Here is a 17,815-nt window from a genome sequence, read left to right on the forward strand (position 1 = left end):
AAACGGGGCGCCTATGACCCCGATATTGAGGCAGTATTATGGTTTTCCCCGAGCGGTTTTCGAACCTACCGGCTTATGCATTCCCGCGTCTGCGCGCCCTGCTGGATCATCACCAGCCGGGCGGTGACGTCGTTCATATGACCATTGGTGCGCCGACACATGAATTTCCGGCCTGGGTGACGGATGTCATCATGGAAAACGCCGCCGGGTTCCAGGGATATCCCCCGAATGAAGGGTCGGATGACCTGCGCAGTGCAATCACGGGCTGGATCAAGCGGAGATATGGGGTTCAGATGGACCCTGATGCCAACGTAATGGCGCTGAACGGCACGCGCGAGGGGCTATACAACGCCGCCATGGCTTTGTGCCCGGAACAGAAGAATGGTCAGCAGCCGATCATCCTGTGCCCGAACCCGTTTTACCAGGTTTACATGGTCGCCTCGCTGTCGGTCGGCGCGCAGCCATACTTCGTGCCAGCCACCGCCGCGACGGGCCATCTGCCGGATTATGCCGGCCTGCCTGCGGACGTGCTGAACCGCACAGCCGTGGCCTATATCTGTTCACCGGCCAATCCACAGGGGGCCGTTGCCTCGCGCGATTATTGGGCCGACCTGATCCGTCTGGCCGAGCAGTACGATTTCCGCATTTTTGCGGATGAGTGTTACTCCGAGATTTACCGTGAAGAGGCCCCGACAGGTATTCTGACCGTCGCGCGGGACCTGGGCGCTGATCCTGAAAGGATCACGCTGTTCAACTCGCTCTCCAAACGTTCGAATCTGGCCGGCTTGCGGTCGGGACTTGTCGCAGGTGGTCCAAAGTCGATCAAGCAGGTCAAGCAGTTGCGCACCTATGCCGGGTCGCCTCTGCCTCTGCCCTTGCAAGCTGCCGCGGCAAAGGTTTGGGCGGATGAGGAACACGTTCGCGAAAACCGCGCGCTGTATCAGGAAAAATACGCCATAGCGGATGAGGTATTCGCAGGCGTGCAGGGCTATATGCCGCCCGAGGCCGGATTCTTCCTGTGGCTGCCGGTCGAGAATGGTGAAGACACCGCATTGAAAGTCTGGAAGGAAACCGGCGTCCGGGTCCTGCCGGGCGCATATCTTTCACAAGGCGATCCGGGAAAGAACCCGGGCGAAGGATTTATTCGGGCTGCATTGGTGGCCCCAAAAACAGAGTTGCAGCGTGGTCTGATCACACTCCGCGACTGCATCTATTCGTGAGGTACGAGGGCAAAATGGCATCATACAACGCGCGTAACCGCGATCCATTGCTGGACAGCACAACGCAGGCAGCCCTGGAGCGACGCAGCAAGGAACTGATTGGCATCGCCCTGATCCTGCTGGGTTTGGCTGCGGCCGCGATGATCTGGTCCTACACACCTGATGATCCAAACTGGATGGTGTCCACCGACGCACCGGTGCAAAACTGGATGGGGCGGATTGGGGCCTCGATCGCCGCTCCCTTGTTCATGATCGTCGGCTGGGGAAGCTGGGGCATCGCATTGGTTCTGATCGGTTGGGGGGTTCGGTTTGCGGGCCATTTCGGGGAAGATCGCGCGATCGCGCGTCTGATCTTTGCGCCGATCTGGATCGCCGTCGTCTCGGTGTACGCCGCAACCCTCGTTCCTGACGCAGACTGGCGCGCGACCCACAGCTATGGTCTGGGCGGATTGTTCGGCGATACGGTCATGGGCGCGTTGCTGACGCTGCTGCCGATTTCGTCCCATTTTCTGGTGAAGCTGATGTCGCTTGCCATGGCGGTCGGGATGATCGCGCTTGGCATATTTGTTCTGGGCTTCACCAAAGCTGATGTAAAAAAGGGCTTCCGAGCCTTCCTGCTGGGTCTCGTCATGGCATACGACATGCTGATGACCCTGATGGGCCGTGGTGCAGCCTCGGCAGCGCAGGCTGCGCGAGATCGCCGCGCGCAATGGGAAGAGCGCAAACTTGCGCGAACCGCAGCGGCCGAGGCCGTGTTCGAGGATGATCTGGCTTATGCCGATCCAATCTTTGAAGAACCTGAACTGGAAAGTCCCGAACCTCCGGTCAAATCCGGCCTGTTGGCGCGCATGCCGTCACTCATCAGGCGCCCCGATCCCATGCCCGAGCCAGAGCTGGTCGATCCGGAACCGATCGCGGGTTTCGACGAAATGCCGGGGGAAGATCGCATCCGGTCGAAAATCTCGGCCGCTGTGCGCAATCGCAAAGTGGCCACCGGTGAGGTGACGCCCGAACCCGACCCGAACCTTCCGCTGACCAAAGGCCGTGGCCGCCGCCCGGGGCCGCTGATTCTGAACACAAGCCAGCCCGATGGCTTGCCGATGGAACCGCCGGTGACAGCAGCAGGGCTGCCGCCCGAACCACCCGTAACAGCGGGTGACAAGCCAGAGTCGCAAGACTCCGCACTGGTTGAAAACGCGCCCGCGCCCATGCAGACACCCTATGCGCCCGAGTTGGACGAGGGGGACGCCGAGGTATTCGAGGATGTCGAACAAGCTGTTCGGCAACCGCGCCCGGCAATGAAAATCCCGGTGGCCGAACCGCGCAAGCCCGTGGTCGCACAACCGATACGCCGCACACCGCAGCCGTCTCGCCGCGCACAGGCCGAGGCGCAGCCCGCATTGTCCTTTGAAGAGCGGCACTCTGATTTCGAACTGCCACCTCTGGGCCTTTTGTCGAATCCGGCCAGCATTCAGCGCCATCATCTGAGCGATGAAGCCTTGGAAGAAAACGCGCGGATGTTGGAGAACGTTCTGGATGATTACGGCGTCAAGGGCGAGATCGTCAGCGTTCGCCCCGGCCCGGTTGTGACCATGTACGAGCTGGAGCCCGCTCCGGGTCTGAAGGCAAGCCGTGTGATCGGCCTGGCCGACGACATCGCACGCTCGATGTCGGCCCTGTCGGCGCGGGTTTCGACCCTGCCGGGGCGTTCGGTGATCGGTATCGAACTGCCGAACGAAAACCGCGAAATGGTGGTTCTGCGCGAAATCCTGGCCAGCCGTGACTTTGGCGATGGCAACCAGGCGCTGCCGTTGGCCCTGGGCAAGGATATCGGCGGCGAATCCGTCGTGGCGAACCTGGCGAAGATGCCGCACCTGCTGATTGCGGGCACCACCGGGTCAGGTAAGTCGGTGGCAATCAACACGATGATCCTGTCACTGCTGTACAAGCTGACGCCGGATGAATGCCGTCTGATTATGATCGATCCCAAGATGCTGGAACTGTCGGTCTATGACGGCATCCCGCACCTGCTGTCGCCGGTCGTGACCGACCCGAAAAAGGCGGTTGTCGCCCTGAAATGGGTCGTGGGCGAGATGGAGGACCGCTATCGCAAGATGTCCAAGATGGGCGTCCGCAACATCGCGGGTTACAACGGGCGCGTGAAGGATGCGCTGGCCAAAGGCGAGATGTTCAGCCGCACGGTTCAAACCGGGTTTGACGATGAAACCGGAGAACCCACATTCGAGACGGAAGAATTCGCGCCCGAAGCGATGCCCTATATCGTCGTCATCGTCGATGAGATGGCCGACCTGATGATGGTGGCGGGAAAGGAAATCGAAGCCTGCATCCAGCGTCTGGCGCAGATGGCGCGGGCCTCGGGCATTCACCTGATCATGGCCACACAGCGCCCTTCGGTCGACGTGATCACCGGTACGATCAAGGCGAACTTCCCAACGCGGATTTCGTTCCAGGTGACGTCGAAAGTCGACAGCCGCACCATTCTGGGTGAAATGGGCGCCGAACAGCTGCTGGGGCAGGGCGACATGCTCTACATGGCTGGCGGTGCCAAGATTACCCGCTGCCACGGGCCGTTCGTGTCGGATGAAGAGGTCGAGGAAGTCGTCAACCACCTGAAACAGTTCGGCCCGCCGGATTACGTCAGCACGGTGCTGGATGGCCCGGCCGAAGATAAGGCCGACAATATCGATGCCGTTCTGGGGTTGAACACAGGTGGCAATACGAACGGAGAGGATGCGCTCTACGATCAGGCGGTGGCAATCGTGATCAAGGATCGCAAATGCTCGACCTCGTACATCCAGCGAAAACTTGCCATCGGCTACAACAAAGCTGCACGGCTTGTTGAGCAAATGGAAGACGAAGGTGTTGTTTCGTCAGCAAATCATGTGGGGAAACGCGAAATCCTCGTCCCCGAACAGTAAGATATTTAATAACAAGGGCAGAAGACCTATCTGTACGGCATGAAACAGATTGCTTTTGCCCTTGCTTTGACACTGGCCGCACCCGCCGCATGGGCGGCGGAGAAACTGCCGCTTTCACAGATTTCCAACTACCTGAACGGATTGAAGACGGTTCAGACGACATTCACGCAGGTGAATGACGATGGCTCGCTGAGCACCGGCAAGCTGTGGATGCAGCGCCCCGGCAAGATGCGGTTTGAATATGACCCGCCCAACAGTGCCGTGGTTCTGGCGAGATCCGGAAGTGTTCAGATCTTTGATCCGAAATCGAACCAGCCGCCCGAGCAATACCCGCTTAAGCGCACGCCCCTGTCCATCGTGCTGGCGCGCAACGTGAACCTGAGCCAGGCGAATATGGTCGTAGGTCACAGCTTTGACGGGACGGCCACCGTCGTCACCGCGCAGGATCCCAAGAACCCCGAAGCGGGCCGGATCGAACTGATGTTCACGGACAATCCGGTCGAGCTGCGCAAATGGGTGATTCACGACAATGCGGGCAGCCAGACAACGGTATTGCTGGGTGCCCTGAATGAAGGCGGTCGCCTTGATCAGAAGCTGTTCTCGGACAAGAAGAGAAGCGGGTCAGGAAATCGCTGACCCGCTGACGCTTCAGTACCGGCAGTTCGCCAACTGAGCCTGATATAGTCGCGCGCGCGCGTCCACGTCATTTGCAACGTTTAACAGCCAGGATTTGTTGTTGTAGCTGCCGCGCGCGTACCCTGTATGGCCTTCGTGATAGGCCAGGTATTGATTGCGCGTGTCGCTGGGATGGATGCCGTTGCGCTCGTAGCTTTTGTTCATGTACCAGCCGATGAAATCCGAGGCGTCGCGGATGCGATCCCGTTTGGCCCGACGTTTTCCTGTTTCGCGCTGATATTGTTCCCACGTCCCGTCCAGTGCCTGACCATAGCCGTAAGCGCTGCTTTGACGGCCCATCGGGATCACGCCCAGAACATATCTGTGTGGCGTGCGCGCGTCATGCTTGTACCGGCTTTCCTGATAGATGGTCGCCATCTGAACGTGAACCGGAACGCCCCATTTGCGCTCGGTATTCTTGAAGGCCTTGATAAAGTCGGGTTTTTCACGCGCAATGCTGCACGCGTCGTTCAATCTGCTGGGCGGCTGTTTGGAACCGCCCCCACAGGATGCCAGAAGCAGCACCCCAAGGAGTACGAAAAGAATTCTGCTCATGTGCCTCGTGCCTTTTTTGCTTATTCTAGCGCAGATTGAGCGCTGAGGAAATCACAATCGCTATAAAATGATGGCCAGAACAGCCGGTAACGCCGCCACGGAAAGTACGGTGGACACCATGACCATGCCGGCGACGGCGTCGGAATCGGCCCCGAACCGTTCGGCCAACAGGTAAGAGGTTACGGCAACCGGCGTACAAATCTGAAGAACCAGAACGCCAAATGCGATCGTATCCAGATCAAACCATCGTCCGATTCCCCATCCCAGCGCAAAGCACACCGCCAGTTTCAGCGCCGACAGCCACAGCGCCCGCCCCAGGCTGTGCGAAGTCAGGCGGGCGATTGCCACACCCAATGTGACCAGCATCAGCGGGACGGCCATTTGCCCCAAAAGCTCCAGCGTGCTGGTCAGAAATGTCGGCGTCTGCCACCCCTGCGACAGAAACACTGCGCCAAGGATCGTCGCCCAGGCCATTGGTTGGCGCGCAACCTGTCCCCACGCACCTTTACCGGCGACCAGATAAATCCCGTAAGTGAAAGAAAACAGTGCAGTAACTGACAGAAAGATGACTGCATACCCCAGGCCGACCTGTCCAAAGGCAAAGATACACAGCGGCAGGCCCAGATTGCCGGTATTGCCGAAAATCAAAGGTGACAGATACGTTCGCGGGTCCAGTCTCAACCCTCGAACGATCAGCCAGAACAACACTGCCAGCAGCAGATTTGCGACCAGTGTCGCCATTGTGAAGCGTGACAGATCATTGCCCGGGATCTCGGTTTGCATCAGGGCAACAAAAATCAGGCTGGGCATCGCCAGCATCGTTGCAAAGCGGGTGACGAATTGCAGGCGGTATTCGAAACCCAGCTTGACCCAGCTAAAACCAACAGCCGCCAATAGAAAAACCGGCGCCACGATTTCGAACACTGTCAGTATAAGGTTCACAGACTGTTTCCCTGATTTTCACATCAATGATTGGCTTTTCCGCCCGGAAACGGGTAAAAAAAGCGGTGGGGGCTGATACAATGCTAAAGACACGTGCAAAATACGGCTTAGGCCAGGTGGTTCGTCACAAGAAACACCCTTTTCGAGGGGTGATTTTTGACGTGGATCCCGAGTTTTCGAATACCGAAGAATGGTATCAGGCCATTCCGGAAGACAGCCGCCCAAGGAAAGAGCAACCGTTCTATCACCTGCTGGCCGAGAACGATCAATCCTTCTATGTTGCTTATGTTTCAGAACAAAATCTGGTTGCCGACTATTCAGGAGAACCGGTCGAGCACCCGGATATACCCAACATGTTCGGACCGTTCGAAGATGGTGCATACCCCCTGCATTTCCATCTGAACTAGCGGAACCGAACCGGCGGGCATAGGTCTGCCGCAGATCAGTATCCAAGCGAACAGCCATCCTTGCGTGGGTCGCTGCCGCCTTCCAAAATGCCGTCGTTTCGGATTCGGATCGCTTGCGCTCCGCCAAGTGGTGTTTCCGGTACTTCAATTTTGTGGCCGATATCGGACAATTGTTTCGCAATCGCCTCGCTGTACCCACGCTCCAGTTTCAGAACCGATCCGTCAAAGAAGGCACGCGGCGCATCGATGCTTTGCTGCAACCCAAGCCCGAAATCGGTAAGATTTGACACGAAACGCGCGTGTCCGGTTGGCTGATAGGCACCGCCCATCACTCCAAACGGCATCGTGACCCGACCGTCCTGCGCCAACATTCCCGGAATGATCGTGTGCATCGGGCGTTTGCCGCCGCCCAGTTCGTTGGGGTGGCCGGGCTGCAATGTGAATCCTGCCCCGCGGTTTTGCAGCAATATGCCGTATTTTTCCGACGCTATACCGGATCCAAAGCTGTGAAAGATCGAATAGATCAGCGAAACAGCCATTTGGTCGCGGTCGACCACGGTGATGTAAACCGTGTCCTTGTGAACCGCTTCGGTCAGAGGCGCCGCAGCAGGCATCGCCTTTTGGGGATCGATCAAAGCAGCCAATCTGGCAGCGATATCCGGATCCAGAAAGCGCTCCATTCTTGCCATGTGGTCGGGATCCGCGATGAACCGGTTTCGAGCGTCATAGGCCAGTTTGGTGGCCTCGGCTTCGATATGAATACGCTCCGCTCCGAATGGATCCATCGAGGCCATGTCAAAGTGCTTGAGGATATTCAGCAGCAAAATCGCGGTTGCGCCCTGGCCGTTCGGTGGATGTTCCACCAAATCCACGCCTTTGTAGGCCCCATGTATCGGCTGCGTTTCGGTATATCTTGTGTGATGAAAATCCTCAGCGGAATGGACACCACCCCTTTCCGAAAGTGCGGTAATCATATCATCGGCGATTTCACCTGAATAGAACGCGTCGCGCCCGTGGGCCGCGATCTGGCGCAATACCTCCGCCTGTCCCGGCGCACGGAAAACCTGCCCGATCGACGGGGCTTGCCCGTCAATCAGATAGTGGTCGCGGGCGGCGCCCTGAAGTGTTGCGGCCCCCGATTTCCAATCGAAAGCGACACGGGGAGCCACCGGAACACCCGCTTCAGCATAATGAATCGCCGGGTTCAAAATCGCGCCCAACCCCAGGCGACCCTCGGTCTGGGCCAGGTGGCAGAAGGCATCGACGGCTCCGGGAATGGTCACAGCATCCGGCCCATCCAAAGGTACGGATGACAGGCCCTGATCGCGCAACATCTGGGATTGCGCGGCAGCCGGTGCGCGACCCGATCCGTTGAGCGCGCGTATCCTGCTTTCGCCGGCACGATTGAACAGAACGAAGCAATCGCCGCCCAATCCGGTCATCTGAGGTTCGCAAATCCCCAGAAGAACAGCCCCGGCGATCGCGGCATCCATCGCGTTGCCGCCCTGGCCCAAGATATCGATGGCCACTTTGGCCGCCAGCGGATGCGACGTTGCGCACATGCTTTGCGTGGCAAAAACTTCGGATCGGCCCGGGCTATGCAGATCACGCATGGCGAATTCTCTCTCTGTGGAACAAGAGAAAGCTATTCACTGATCAGCGATTGTCCAGCAGTTTCGGGGGGGGGGGAAGTTCCTCGGCGCCATTCACTGGGTGGGGGCTGTGATATGTGGCGCCGAGGGAAGCTATCTGAGCTACGAGTCACTGTATGGCGGTTGTTTGCGGCGCGACAATGTTTCGAAAATGACCTTATTGTGACCAATTGCGGTCGATCACCCGTTGGATTCAAAGTCAAACCGCAGGGACAGACGATTGCATCCACCGCGCCGCTCGTACCGGATATCACTGGTGAGGCGATGAATCAGGAACCAGCCGAACCCGCCTTCGGGGAGGTCCTGTAGATCCGTTCCAATTGGAGCAGGGGTGCCATCCGGAAGCCGGTATCCAGGCAGCGGGCGCCCCGTATCCGAGATCAAGATGTCCAGAAGATCCCTGTCCAGCCGGCAGGTGACCTGAACCTTGGCCGCGGCGATGCCATTGTAAGCGTGTTCCACGACGTTGTTGATGGCTTCAGCCAATGCAATCTTCACATCATCGGCTTTATGGGGGGGCAACCCCCGTTCCGCCAGACCGACGCTGAGCTTTGCAATGCCCACACTGGCCTCTGATTCCGTCGCAGGGAAGGTCAATTCCAGACAGGTCTTGTTTTCAATCGGCTCCACGCCATCTATCCCCTGCTGCCTTCAGGCGTCCGTCTCTGACAACGCGTCATCCAGTGTTTCAAAAAGCCTGAAAACCGTATCCATGCGTGTCAGGCGAAAGACTTTTTCGACCACTGGCTGTAACCCGGCCAGATCAAGCCTCCGGTCCTTTCCCAGCTGTTTCATTGAGGCAACGATTGCACCCAGACCGCTGGAGTCAATGAACTCGACATCGGACAGATCCAGAACAACGCGATGAGCGCTGTCCTCGGTATTGGCGCGCATGTCTTCCTTGAACTGAATGGCCATTGCAGCATCGATCCGGTCGGCATGAACGGTGATGATCTGAGTTTCGCCGGTTGTCTTGCTGGTCAGCCCCATGATCCTGCCGCTTTCCAAACTGAAATTGAGTCGTAGAAATACGCTAGACGGCAATTCTTACCATTCGGTATTCAAGGGCCGGAAAGCAGGAGGAAAACCCGGATGAGAGACGTTGTTATAGCAGGGGCTGCCCGTACACCGATGGGCGGGTTTCAGGGCATGTTTGACGGTGTTGCTGCGGCTGACCTCGGGGGCGAAGCGATCCGCGCGGCTTTGCAACAGGCAGGGGTACAGACAGTCGACGAAGTGCTGATGGGTTGCGTTTTGCCGGCCGGGCAGGGTCAGGCACCTGCGCGGCAGGCCGGTTTCGCGGCAGGATTGGGCGAAGAGGTTCCCGCCACCACGCTGAACAAAATGTGTGGTTCGGGGATGAAGGCCGCAATGATGTCCTTTGACCAAATTGCCTTGGGTCACGCAGATACGATGGTTGCGGGCGGCATGGAAAGCATGACCAACGCGCCGTATCTGCTGCCCAAGATGCGCGGCGGTGCCCGCATTGGCCACGGCCAGGTGGTTGATCATATGTTCCTCGACGGCCTTGAAGATGCCTATGACAAGGGCCGTCTGATGGGGACCTTCGCCGAAGATTGTGCCGAGGCGTACCAGTTCACCCGTGAAGCACAGGATGAATACGCGCTGCAATCTTTGTCCAACGCGCTGTCTGCGCAGGAAAGTGGTGCATTCGATCAGGAAATCGCGCCGGTTACGGTCCGGACGCGCAAGGGTGAAATTCTGCTGGAGACAGATGAGCAGCCAAAATCCGCCCACCCCGAGAAGATCCCGACGCTGAAACCTGCGTTTCGCAAGGACGGTACGGTGACGGCGGCCAATTCGTCTTCGATTTCGGATGGCGCGGCTGCGCTGGTTCTTGCGTCGGCAGAAGCCGCCGAAGCGCAGGGCATGACGGTTCGGGCCCGGATTTTGGGTCATTCGAGCCATGCTCAGGCCCCCGGCCTTTTCACGACGGCTCCGGTCCCGGCGGCGCAGAAGCTGTTGTCGCGCATTGGTTGGAGCAAGGATGACGTTGACCTGTGGGAAGTGAACGAGGCCTTCGCGGTTGTGCCGATGGCTTTCATGCACGAAATGGGCTTGCCGCGAGACAGGGTGAATGTGAATGGCGGCGCCTGTGCCCTGGGTCATCCTATCGGTGCCTCTGGTGCCCGCATCATCGTTACGTTGTTGAATGCGCTGGAAAAACGAAACCTCAAACGGGGTGTCGCGGCAATCTGCATTGGCGGGGGTGAAGGCACGGCCATTGCCATTGAACGCGTTTGACGCTTCATCTTTTTCCAAATACTCCGGGGGTTCGGGGGCCGTGCCCCCGACCATCCGAAGGGGTTGCAATCAATGACTGCCGATTATGAAACGCTTTCCAAGACCATCGCGGCCTTGACCGATGGTGAAACGGATCATGTTGCTCTCATGGCAACTGTCGCCTGCGAGGTTCACCATTCCGACGATCGTTTTGACTGGACCGGGTTTTATCGTGTCACCGAACCGGGCGTTTTGAAGATCGGCCCCTATCAGGGTGGGCATGGGTGTTTGGTCATCCCGTTCGAACGGGGCGTCTGCGGTGCTGCCGCAAGAACGGGCGAAACGCAACTGGTGCCGGATGTCGACGCATTTCCGGGTCACATCGCCTGCGCCAGCTCAACCCGGTCCGAACTGGTTCTGCCAGTGCGGGATTCGTCGGGAAAAGTCATCGCCGTTTTTGACATTGACAGCGACCAGCCGGATGCTTTCACGCAGCAGGATGTGCAAAACCTGGAAGGCATTCTGACTGCCGTGTTTGCGAGGCACTGACCGCTGCGGTCGTTGCGGATGTGCATCAACCCGAGGGATTCCCGAGGGATTGAACGGCCCGTCTGACTTCGTCTTGCAGGCTTGGAAACGATCTCCTATCAAAATCCATAGCGAAGTTTCGTTTTGGGGTGTTTCTCAGGGATGCAAGAGTCTGACATCAATCCGACGGTCGCGGATGAAGCGCCTCCAAAAGGGATCAGACGCGCCCATATGGCGACATTCCCGGATCGCATCGGCGTATTGCCCCATTCGGTGGCAAGCATCGCGCATCAGGTCGACAGAGTTTTCATCTGCCTGAACGAATACCAGAAAGTTCCCGATTTTCTGGGCGAGTTCGACAACGTCACCGCCGTGATTCCCGACCGGGATTACAAGGATGTCGGCAAGTTCATTTTTCAACCTGATCCGGAAGACACCGTTTTTCTGGTCGACGATGATATCGAATATGCGGACAACTATGCCCGTCAGACCATACGCCGGGCGCGGGGCGTCGGGCTGGAAAAGCGCGTCTTCGGTTATCACGCCACGACATTTACAAACCCGACGCCCAAGTCCATACGGCAGCGCACGTTGTTGCGTATGAACCAACGGCTGACCTACTCGACCAGGGTGCACCAGCTGGGAACCGGAACCGTCATGGTGTCCGGGTCGCTGTTCCCAGCACTGGATTACATGGAGGGCAGCGAGAAGTTTGTCGATGTGCGTTTTGCCCGCTACTGTTTTGAAAATGACATCGAAATGTGGACGCTGCCCAGAAACCGCCGCCGCTTTCCCAGCTTGCTCGCCGGGCTTGAGCCGGAAAAGCGTGAAACGATTGCTGACAGTTTCACTCGTCGTTGGCCTCAACATGTGTTGGATGAAGTAAAGGTTTTTGCCGGTCTTCAATTCTAATCCCGGGCGGGCTTTGCACGGTTCACGCTCATTCAAGACCTGTCTCTGTTGCTTAGGATTTCCCATGTCGCCGCAGCGCGACGGGGGAACGATATGTGCTGTCTTTTTGAAATGAAGCCCTTGTACGGCAAACACTGAAATCCGGCTGCTGCGTCCCTGCGGTTTTTCTGGTGTTTCAAGGGCCTCCGTGCCTGCTGGTCCTCAATTCTGTCGTCGGTACGAAGTGATGACCAACGCCCCATTGAAATCGGGCGTGAAAAAACGCTTGGAAATTTCACCGTCTTGCTTCATCGTGAAAAACGAAGGAAGAATTTCACGAGATTCGGAGCGGCCTGTGAACAGCCAAGCCCCCCAAAGCGCGACCCTTGGTGCTGACCTGAGGGCCTTGCGCAAGGCCCGAGGGTTGACCCTGACCGAGATTGCAACTCGGCTGGATCGCTCTGTCGGTTGGTTGAGCCAGGTTGAGCGCGATTTGTCCGAGCCTTCAATCTCGGACCTGCGCCAGATTGCCGAATGCCTCGGCGTGCCAATGTCGATGCTGTTTGCGCATTCCGCTGCCCCCGCAGACGAACAGGGCTACGTTGTGCGCGCCGGGTCGCGTCGCCCGATGGGGTCGGGCGAAGAAGGGCTGATCGAAGAGTTGCTGTCGCCGGATCTGACCGATGATTTCGAAATGGTGCATTCCACTTTCGAGCCACATTCACGGATGCAGACCCCAGCCAATCGCCCGACGCAGGAAGTGGGCTATATGATCTCGGGTCGATTGAACCTGACGATCGGGGCGCGTGAATTCCTGGTGGGGCCTGGTGACAGCTTTCGGATCAAACATGAACCTTATCAATGGGCCAACCCCTATGATGAGCCTGCCGTGGCCATCTGGGTCATTGCTCCGCCGGTGTACTGATGAGCTTCGAGGCCTGGACCATATTCGCGCTGTTCTGGGTGGTATTCGTCACCACTCCGGGGCCGAACGCGGTCAACTGCATCTCGAACGGGATGAGCCTGCCATTTCCAAAGGCGATGATGGGTGTATTGGCCATCCTGACACAGGCCAGCATGTTTTTGATCCTGTCCGCGCTGGGCGTCACAGCCCTGATTGCCGCTTCTCCGACCGGTTTCTTCATGGCCAAGCTGGTCGGAGCGGGCTTTCTGATCTGGCTGGGCGTGCGGGGGTGGATGAACGCAACAAAGCCCGCACCGGTTTCAGAGCGCCCGGCCCGGCACGTTTATTTGCACGCGCTGGCAGTGGCCACGATCAACCCCAAAAGTGTCGCCGGATATCTCGCGGCGTTCTCGCAATTCGTTCAGCCCGAGGTTCCGATCTGGCAGCAGATGGTCGTGATCATGCCAACCGCGCTGATCATCACCACGCTCAGCTATACCGGTTTCACCGTGTTGGGCGCCTTGATGGGCAAGGCGGCGCTGGGCGCGGTGTTCAATATCTGGGTGCGCCGGGTGATGGCGGCCTGTTTCATAATCTACGGCGTGTTGTTGGGAACCAGCACCGCGCCTGCGGCAAGGGGGTAGTCTTATGTACAGCGGGTCCTGCCTTTGCGGTTCAGTTGCTTTCACCATCGACGGAGACCTTTCTCCGCCTTCGGTCTGCCATTGCGGGCAGTGCCGAAAGCAATCCGGCCATGTCTGGGCCTCGACCACGACCCATCAGGACAACCTGAGTTTCTCGGCCCGCGACACGCTGGAATGGTTCCGGGCGTCAGACATCGCACGGCGCGGGTTTTGCAGCAAATGTGGCTCGTTTCTCTTCTGGCAACATAACCAAGAGGACACGATTTCGATTTCCATGGGCGCATTCGATGCCCCCACGGGCCAAAAGCTCTCGAAGCACATCTTTGTGGCTGACAAGGGCGACTATTACGACATCACGGACGATCTGCCCCGACGGGCACAGTAACAGGGACCAAGACACATGAGTGATTTTCCGACAAAAGCCCGCGTGGTCATTATCGGTGGCGGTGTGGTGGGGGCTTCCTCGCTGTATCATCTGGCCAAGAAAGGCTGGACCGACTGCGTTCTGCTGGAAAAGAATGAACTGACCGCAGGTTCGACCTGGCACGCGGCGGGCAACGTGCCGACCTTCTCGACCTCGTGGGCGATCATGAACATGCAGCGGTATTCGACCGAGCTGTATTCGCGTCTGGGTGAAGAGGTCGACTATCCGATGAACTACCACGTGTCCGGCTCGATCCGTCTGGCGCACAGCAAAGAGCGGATGCAGGAGTTCCAGCGGGCCATGTCGATGGGCCGCTATCAGGGAATCCCGATGGAAATGTGGACGCCGGAGCAGGCCAAGGAACGCTACCCGTTCCTGGAAACTCATGATCTTGAGGGTGTTCTGTATGACCCGACCGATGGCGATATCGACCCCGCGCAGCTGACCCAGGCGCTGGCCAAGGGCGCGCGCGACATGGGCCAGAAGATCATCCGGTTCTGCCCCGCCACCGGCGTCACCCAGCATGACGACGGCACCTGGACCGTCCACACCGAGAAGGGTGACATCGACTGCGACTATGTCGTCAACGCTGCCGGATACTATGCGCAACGCGTCGGCGAGTGGTTCAAACCCTATGGCGGCCGCACCGTGCCGGCGATGGTCATGAGCCACCAGTATCTGCTGACCGACGAAGTGCCGGAAGTTGAAGAATGGTCCAAGAAGAACGGCGGCAGGAAGCTGCCGCTGCTGCGCGATGTAGACGTCTCGTACTACCTGCGGCAGGAAAAGAACGGCTTCAATCTCGGCCCCTACGAGCCCAACTGCAAGGGCCATTGGATGACCGAGGATGACCCGATGCCCGAGGATTTCAGCTTCCAGCTTTGGAACGATGATCTGGACCGCATCGAGGACATCGTCACCGACGCGATGGAGCGGGTGCCGCTGATGGCGACCTCGGGCGTGGGCCGCGTGATCAACGGGCCGATCCCCTATGCGCCCGACGGCCTGCCGCTGATCGGCCCGATGCCGGGCGTCAAGAACGCCTTCGAGGCACATACCTTCACCTTCGGTATCGCCCAGGGCGGCGGCGCGGGCAAGGTGCTGGCCGAATGGATCGTGGATGGCGCCACCGAATGGGACATGTGGGCCGTCGATCCCCGCCGCTATACCGACTACACCGATCAGGATTACTGCAATCAAAAGGGCATGGAGGTCTACGGCAACGAATACGCCATGCACTTCCCGCATCATGAATGGCCCGCCGCGCGCGACAAGAAACTGTCGCCGGTGCATGCCAAGGTCAAGGAACTGGGCGGCGTCATGGGCGTCTACAACGGCTGGGAGCGCGCCAACTGGTTCGCGCAGCCGGGCGACGATACCTCCGAGGAAGGCACCCACACCTGGGGTCGATCCGGCCCGTGGGAGCAGCGGATCAAGGAAGAATGCGAGGCCGTGCGCGACCATTGCGGCGTGCTCGACCTGCCGGGTTTCTCGCGATTCATCGTCAAGGGCGAAGGCGCGGCCGAGGCGCTGCGCGGGCTGGTCACCGGTGGCCTGCCCAAGGTGGGGCGGATCAACCTGGTCTACATCGCCGACGACCGTGGCCGCATCCTGACCGAGATGTCCTGCATGCGCCTGGGCGAGGATGATTTCGTGATGATCACCGCCGCCACCGCGCAATGGCACGACCGCGACATCCTGAGGAACGCGATGCCCGCAGGCGTCACCGTCGAGGACGTGACCACCACTCGCGACACGCTGATCGTGACCGGGCCGAAATCGCGCGAGATCCTGTCGGGCCTGACCGATGCAGACCTCTCGGCCGGCTGGCTGACCCATCAGGCGGCCACCGTGGCCGGGCAACCCGCCCACCTGATCCGCGTGTCCTTCGCCGGTGAACTGGGCTGGGAGGTGCATGCGCTGAACGAGCACATGCCGCCGATCTATGACGCGATCCTTGCCGCCGGGGCCAAGCCGTTCGGCATGTATGCGCTGAACTCACTGCGCATCGAAAAGGGATACCGCGCGTGGAAGGGCGACCTCAGCACCGACTACTCGCTGCTGGAAGCGGGCTTGGAGCGGTTTGTCAAACTGGACAAGCCGCAGGACTTCCCCGGAAAGGCCGCCATCCTGAACGAAAAGCAGCAGGGCGTGAAGAAGTCGTTCGTCACCCTGACTGTCGATGCAGGTGATTGCGATGCGCCTTACATGTCGTGCATCTGGCAGGGCGATCAGATCGTGGGCGAGACCACTTCGGGCGCATGGGGGTACCGTGTCGGCAAATCCATCGCGCTGGGCATGATCAAGTCAGAACATGCAAACCCCGGTACCGAGCTCGAGGTGGAAATCTACGGCCAGAAGTGCCGCGCCGTGGTGCAGCAGGATCAGCCGCTGTGGGATCCCGCAAATGAGCGGCTGCGCGCCTGACCTAAGGAGGCCCCCATGCGTCCGCAATATTCCAGGCTGGAACCCGGTGAGGGTCCCAACTTTGACTGGGAAAACGACCATACCTTCGTGAAGGTTTCCGGTCGGGGCACGCGCGGGGCCTACACCTTGATGGAAGACAACGTGAAGGCCAGCTGTACGCTTGGCCTTCATCGCCACAACAGCCATGCCGAGGTTTTCTGTTTTCCGAAGGCGGGGTTGGTTTCTTTGTTGATGGTGGATCGCGTTGATGTGGGCTGAGGATCACGAGCCACGGTCCGTAACATTCTGATGGTGAGGTCTGAGATGACGATTCCCAATACCATGTCGGGCGTCTACCTGACCGGTCACGGTGGACCCGAGGTTCTGGAATGGCGTGATGATATTCCGGTTCCTGAACCCGGGGCAGGACAAGTTCTTGTTCGGGTCGCCGCCGCAGGCGTGAACAACACGGATATCAACACGCGTGTCGGTTGGTATTCCTCGGACGTCACCGGCGCGACGGATGCGGTTGACCAAGAGGTCGAAGCGGGTGGTTGGGGCGGTGCATTGCACTTTCCCCGCATTCAGGGCGGCGATCTGTGCGGCATCGTGGAACAGGTTGGGCCGGGTGTTGCCTTCAAACCGGGGCAGCGCGTGACCTGTCCGATAAACCTGCCGCGCCCGCGTCCGGGAAACCCGCAGGGCTTCATTGCGCTGGGTTCCGAGATTGACGGGGCTTTTGCGCGGTACTGCCTGGTTGAAGCCGATGATCTCTATGACGTCAGCGCCTCGCCCCTTTCGGATGTGGAAATCGCAGCCATTCCTTGCGCCTTTGGCACGGCGGAAAACCTGCTGACCCGCGCAGGCGTGACTGCCGGGCACAAGGTGCTGATTACCGGCGCTTCGGGTGGCGTCGGGCTGGCGGCGGTGCAACTCGCTGCGCTGCGCGGGGCGTCGGTTTGGGCTGTAACGGCTGGCGCGAAAGCCGAGATCGTGAAATCTCAGGGGGCAGAGAACACGTTTGACCGGAACGACCCGCTGCCGCAGGATATGTTCGATGTGGTGATAGACGTTGTGGGTGGCCCGGCTTGGCCATCGCTGATCCTTTCCCTGAAACCCGGCGGGCATTACGCCGTTTCGGGGGCGATAGCGGGCCCGATTGTCGAAGCTGATCTGCGGGACATATATCTGCGCGACATCACCATACATGGGTGCACGCACCAGGCACCCGAAGTCTTTGCCCGTCTTGTGGAACTGGTGAATACCGGACGGATCAAGCCGCTGGTTTCCCGGACCTATCCGTTGAAGGATATTGGCGTTGCACAGGCTGACTTTCAATCGAAGACCCTTCCGGGAAAACTGGTATTGGTGCCCTGAGGAGTAA

The 17,815-nt window shown here is 59.0% G+C and carries 18 protein-coding genes; 13 read left to right on the forward strand and 5 right to left on the reverse strand.

The genetic code is table 11. The features are described 5' to 3' along the window. Positions 1-38 precede the first annotated feature (38 nt). Genes ACR0DJ_RS18325 through ACR0DJ_RS18335 form a run of 3 tightly spaced genes read left to right on the forward strand, consistent with a single transcriptional unit; the run spans position 39 to position 4,795 of the window. Complete coding sequence (locus ACR0DJ_RS18325) at positions 39-1,220, forward strand: aminotransferase class I/II-fold pyridoxal phosphate-dependent enzyme (protein WP_425080096.1); 1,182 nt, start codon at positions 39-41, stop codon at positions 1,218-1,220. A 14-nt stretch (positions 1,221-1,234) separates the two neighbouring features. Continuing rightward, positions 1,235-4,159: a DNA translocase FtsK gene (locus tag ACR0DJ_RS18330; protein ID WP_480685941.1), complete on the forward strand. Its 2,925-nt coding sequence runs from the start codon at positions 1,235-1,237 to the stop codon at positions 4,157-4,159. A 39-nt stretch (positions 4,160-4,198) separates the two neighbouring features. After that, positions 4,199-4,795 carry a LolA family protein gene (locus ACR0DJ_RS18335; protein ID WP_170345603.1) on the forward strand — a complete coding sequence of 199 codons (597 nt, stop codon included), beginning with the start codon at positions 4,199-4,201 and terminating at the stop codon, positions 4,793-4,795. 12 nt (positions 4,796-4,807) lie between these two features. Here the strand turns inward: ACR0DJ_RS18335 and ACR0DJ_RS18340 are convergent, their stop codons facing one another. Together ACR0DJ_RS18340 and ACR0DJ_RS18345 are read right to left on the reverse strand one after the other, a co-directional pair. Then, positions 4,808-5,389, reverse strand: coding sequence for a transglycosylase SLT domain-containing protein (locus ACR0DJ_RS18340; protein WP_170345604.1), 582 nt, complete (start codon positions 5,387-5,389; stop codon positions 4,808-4,810). Between the two features lie 60 nt (positions 5,390-5,449). After that, entirely contained in the window at positions 5,450-6,331 is an 882-nt protein-coding gene (locus ACR0DJ_RS18345) for an AEC family transporter (RefSeq protein WP_480685942.1), read from the reverse strand. 80 nt (positions 6,332-6,411) lie between these two features. On the opposite strand from ACR0DJ_RS18345, the gene hspQ reads away from it, so the two are divergent. After that, a complete protein-coding gene (gene hspQ / locus ACR0DJ_RS18350) occupies positions 6,412-6,738 on the forward strand; it encodes a heat shock protein HspQ (protein WP_050604943.1) in 327 nt (108 codons plus the stop codon). Between the two features lie 35 nt (positions 6,739-6,773). Here hspQ and ggt read toward each other — a convergent pair whose 3' ends face one another. From ggt to ACR0DJ_RS18365, 3 genes are all read right to left on the reverse strand, one after another. Continuing rightward, the gene (gene ggt, locus ACR0DJ_RS18355; RefSeq protein ID WP_480685943.1) at positions 6,774-8,351 is read right to left on the reverse strand and encodes a gamma-glutamyltransferase; all 1,578 of its coding nucleotides are present in this window, start codon (positions 8,349-8,351) and stop codon (positions 6,774-6,776) included. 219 nt (positions 8,352-8,570) lie between these two features. Continuing rightward, a complete protein-coding gene (locus tag ACR0DJ_RS18360) occupies positions 8,571-9,020 on the reverse strand; it encodes an ATP-binding protein (protein WP_480685944.1) in 450 nt (149 codons plus the stop codon). A gap of 21 nt (positions 9,021-9,041) precedes the next feature. After that, on the reverse strand, positions 9,042-9,380 hold the full coding sequence (locus ACR0DJ_RS18365) for an STAS domain-containing protein (protein ID WP_117872067.1): 339 nt from the start codon (positions 9,378-9,380) through the stop codon (positions 9,042-9,044). Between the two features lie 102 nt (positions 9,381-9,482). Between ACR0DJ_RS18365 and ACR0DJ_RS18370 the strand changes: the two genes are divergently transcribed. From ACR0DJ_RS18370 to ACR0DJ_RS18410, 9 genes are all read left to right on the forward strand, one after another. After that, entirely contained in the window at positions 9,483-10,655 is a 1,173-nt protein-coding gene (locus ACR0DJ_RS18370) for a thiolase family protein (protein ID WP_425080091.1), read from the forward strand. Positions 10,656-10,727: 72 nt separating this feature from the next. After that, complete coding sequence (locus tag ACR0DJ_RS18375; RefSeq protein WP_480685945.1) at positions 10,728-11,183, forward strand: GAF domain-containing protein; 456 nt, start codon at positions 10,728-10,730, stop codon at positions 11,181-11,183. A 141-nt stretch (positions 11,184-11,324) separates the two neighbouring features. Next, positions 11,325-12,074 carry a hypothetical protein gene (locus ACR0DJ_RS18380; protein WP_170345610.1) on the forward strand — a complete coding sequence of 250 codons (750 nt, stop codon included), beginning with the start codon at positions 11,325-11,327 and terminating at the stop codon, positions 12,072-12,074. Between the two features lie 334 nt (positions 12,075-12,408). Then, positions 12,409-12,978, forward strand: a complete 570-nt coding sequence (locus ACR0DJ_RS18385; protein WP_171726144.1) for a helix-turn-helix domain-containing protein — start codon at positions 12,409-12,411, stop codon at positions 12,976-12,978. Then, positions 12,978-13,601 (forward strand): LysE family translocator, encoded by a 624-nt coding sequence (locus ACR0DJ_RS18390; protein WP_171726145.1) that lies wholly within the window; start codon positions 12,978-12,980, stop codon positions 13,599-13,601. The genes ACR0DJ_RS18385 and ACR0DJ_RS18390 overlap by 1 nt, the downstream gene beginning before the upstream one ends. Positions 13,602-13,605: 4 nt before the next feature. Then, complete coding sequence (locus ACR0DJ_RS18395) at positions 13,606-13,986, forward strand: GFA family protein (protein WP_480685946.1); 381 nt, start codon at positions 13,606-13,608, stop codon at positions 13,984-13,986. A gap of 15 nt (positions 13,987-14,001) precedes the next feature. After that, entirely contained in the window at positions 14,002-16,452 is a 2,451-nt protein-coding gene (locus tag ACR0DJ_RS18400; RefSeq protein WP_425080087.1) for a GcvT family protein, read from the forward strand. A 15-nt stretch (positions 16,453-16,467) separates the two neighbouring features. Then, positions 16,468-16,710 (forward strand): cupin domain-containing protein, encoded by a 243-nt coding sequence (locus ACR0DJ_RS18405; protein ID WP_425080086.1) that lies wholly within the window; start codon positions 16,468-16,470, stop codon positions 16,708-16,710. Between the two features lie 45 nt (positions 16,711-16,755). Further along, a complete protein-coding gene (locus ACR0DJ_RS18410; RefSeq protein ID WP_170345616.1) occupies positions 16,756-17,808 on the forward strand; it encodes an alcohol dehydrogenase family protein in 1,053 nt (350 codons plus the stop codon). Positions 17,809-17,815: the final 7 nt, after the last annotated feature.

The sequence above is a fragment of the Ruegeria sp. BF10 genome (assembly GCF_056538725.1).

Coding starts and splice junctions, on each gene's coding strand:
- ACR0DJ_RS18325 (WP_425080096.1), top strand. CDS start 39: ATGGTTTTCCCCGAGCGGTTTTCGAACCTACCGGCTTATGCATTCCCG.
- ggt (WP_480685943.1), bottom strand. CDS start 8,351: ATGCGTGATCTGCATAGCCCGGGCCGATCCGAAGTTTTTGCCACGCAA.
- ACR0DJ_RS18365 (WP_117872067.1), bottom strand. CDS start 9,380: ATGGGGCTGACCAGCAAGACAACCGGCGAAACTCAGATCATCACCGTT.
- ACR0DJ_RS18340 (WP_170345604.1), bottom strand. CDS start 5,389: ATGAGCAGAATTCTTTTCGTACTCCTTGGGGTGCTGCTTCTGGCATCC.
- ACR0DJ_RS18405 (WP_425080086.1), top strand. CDS start 16,468: ATGCGTCCGCAATATTCCAGGCTGGAACCCGGTGAGGGTCCCAACTTT.
- ACR0DJ_RS18410 (WP_170345616.1), top strand. CDS start 16,756: ATGACGATTCCCAATACCATGTCGGGCGTCTACCTGACCGGTCACGGT.
- ACR0DJ_RS18380 (WP_170345610.1), top strand. CDS start 11,325: ATGCAAGAGTCTGACATCAATCCGACGGTCGCGGATGAAGCGCCTCCA.
- ACR0DJ_RS18395 (WP_480685946.1), top strand. CDS start 13,606: ATGTACAGCGGGTCCTGCCTTTGCGGTTCAGTTGCTTTCACCATCGAC.
- ACR0DJ_RS18390 (WP_171726145.1), top strand. CDS start 12,978: ATGAGCTTCGAGGCCTGGACCATATTCGCGCTGTTCTGGGTGGTATTC.
- ACR0DJ_RS18375 (WP_480685945.1), top strand. CDS start 10,728: ATGACTGCCGATTATGAAACGCTTTCCAAGACCATCGCGGCCTTGACC.
- ACR0DJ_RS18330 (WP_480685941.1), top strand. CDS start 1,235: ATGGCATCATACAACGCGCGTAACCGCGATCCATTGCTGGACAGCACA.
- ACR0DJ_RS18400 (WP_425080087.1), top strand. CDS start 14,002: ATGAGTGATTTTCCGACAAAAGCCCGCGTGGTCATTATCGGTGGCGGT.
- hspQ (WP_050604943.1), top strand. CDS start 6,412: ATGCTAAAGACACGTGCAAAATACGGCTTAGGCCAGGTGGTTCGTCAC.
- ACR0DJ_RS18335 (WP_170345603.1), top strand. CDS start 4,199: ATGAAACAGATTGCTTTTGCCCTTGCTTTGACACTGGCCGCACCCGCC.
- ACR0DJ_RS18370 (WP_425080091.1), top strand. CDS start 9,483: ATGAGAGACGTTGTTATAGCAGGGGCTGCCCGTACACCGATGGGCGGG.